2 protein-coding genes are annotated in these 1464 nt (G+C 71.9%); both read right to left on the reverse strand.

What is annotated here, in order from left to right:
• Nucleotides 1–123: 123 nt before the first annotated feature.
• Nucleotides 124–1032, reverse strand: a complete 909-nt coding sequence (locus tag QK444_RS36210; RefSeq protein WP_282786621.1) for an HAD-IIA family hydrolase — start codon at nt 1030–1032, stop codon at nt 124–126.
• A gap of 52 nt (nt 1033–1084) precedes the next feature.
• The coding region (locus QK444_RS36215) for a hypothetical protein (protein WP_282786623.1) at nt 1085–1464 on the reverse strand (380 nt) is incomplete at its 5' end.

A 1464-nucleotide genomic window follows, 5' to 3' on the forward strand; every position in this document is an offset into this window, starting at 1 on the left:
GCTTTCCTGGGCCTTTTCGTTGGGGCCCCCGGGCGGCCCCTCCGCGCCCGCCGTCCTCGTTCTCGCCGGATGCGTGTGGCTCGGCTTCACCGCCGCCGAGGCGAGTCGGCGCACCGCCCGCCGCTAGCCGTCGCGGGGTGTGGGCGGTACGGAGACCGCTACCGCCCGGCCGGGGTGACACGACAGCAGTTCGGCGATGCGGTCGGCGATGTCCCCACCGTCGACGGCGATCGGATCGTGTTCGGCCACGGGATGATTCAGGGCATCGAGGGATTCCGCGACATAGGTGGGGAGCCGGTCCGGCCGCCTGTTCAGGTCGGCCAGCGTGCTGACGCCGGTGAGCACCATGAGCGATTCCAGACCGGCGGTGAGCGCGCCGTCGATATCGGTGTCGAGACGATCGCCGACGACCAGGGCGGAGCGGGTTCCGGCGCGCGCCAGCGCGTCCTCCATGAGCGGCGCGTGCGGCTTGCCCGCCACCGTGGGCTCACGATCGGAGGCGGTCCGCAGGGCGGCGACCATGGACCCGTTGCCCGGGGCCAATCCGCGCTCGTTGGGGAGGGTGGCATCGGTATTGGCGGCCACCCACAGCGCACCCGCGCGCAATGCGTAGGCGGCCTCGGCGAGATCGGCCCAGGCCGTGTGCGGGGAGTGACCCTGCACCACGGCGGCGGGCGCGATGCCATTGAAGCGCCGGACCGGTTGCAGGCCGACATCTTCCACCTCGGCCACCAGGTCGTCGGTGCCGACCACCAGCACGGTGGAGCCCGGCGCCAGGCGCGCGGCCAGCAGGTGCGCGGCCGCCTGCGCGCTGGTGACCACCTCGTCTTCGGTTGCGGTGAAACCGAGTTCGCGCAGATGCCGGGCCACGCTGGCACCCGAGCGACTCGCGTTGTTGGTCACGTACAGCAACCGCTGGGTCGCACCCTCGCTCGACAGCGCCTCCGACGCACCGGGAATCGGGGCATGACCGCGAAACAGCGTGCCATCCAGATCCAACAGCAGCGCACCGAACCGATCCCGTAGCCGCATTCCGCCGCTCCCCTCTCTCGTTGTCCTGCCACCCGCGCCGCGGGACGAAGCCTCAGCCGCGGTCGGACCGCTCGGTGTCGTCCGGCACGGTGTCGTCGCCGAAGTCGGCGGCCAGAGCGTCCGCGGCCGCCTCGGCATCGGTGACGGCGTCGGCCAGCGCGGCGGTATCCGTGTCGTCGCCGGTAGCAGCGGCCTCGGCATCCGCGACGGTGTCCGTGTCGTCGCCCGTCGCAGCGGCCACGGCATCCGCGACGGTGTCCGTGTCGTCGCCCGTCACAGCGGCCACGACGTCCGCGACGGTCTCGTCCGCGGTGGCGTCCTCCGCGACGCTGCCGTCCTCGTCGGAATCGTTCTCGTCGGAGTCGTTCTCGTCGGAGTCGTTCTCGTCGGGGTCGTTCTCGTCGGGGTCGTTCTCGTCGGGGTCGTTCTCGT

The organism is Nocardia sp. CC201C (assembly GCF_030010695.1).
In the GTDB taxonomy this organism is placed as follows: domain Bacteria; phylum Actinomycetota; class Actinomycetes; order Mycobacteriales; family Mycobacteriaceae; genus Nocardia; species Nocardia otitidiscaviarum.

Excerpts from the sequence above, each read along its gene's own strand:
- QK444_RS36210 (WP_282786621.1), bottom strand. The coding sequence starts at position 1,032 with ATGCGGCTACGGGATCGGTTCGGTGCGCTGCTGTTGGATCTGGATGGC.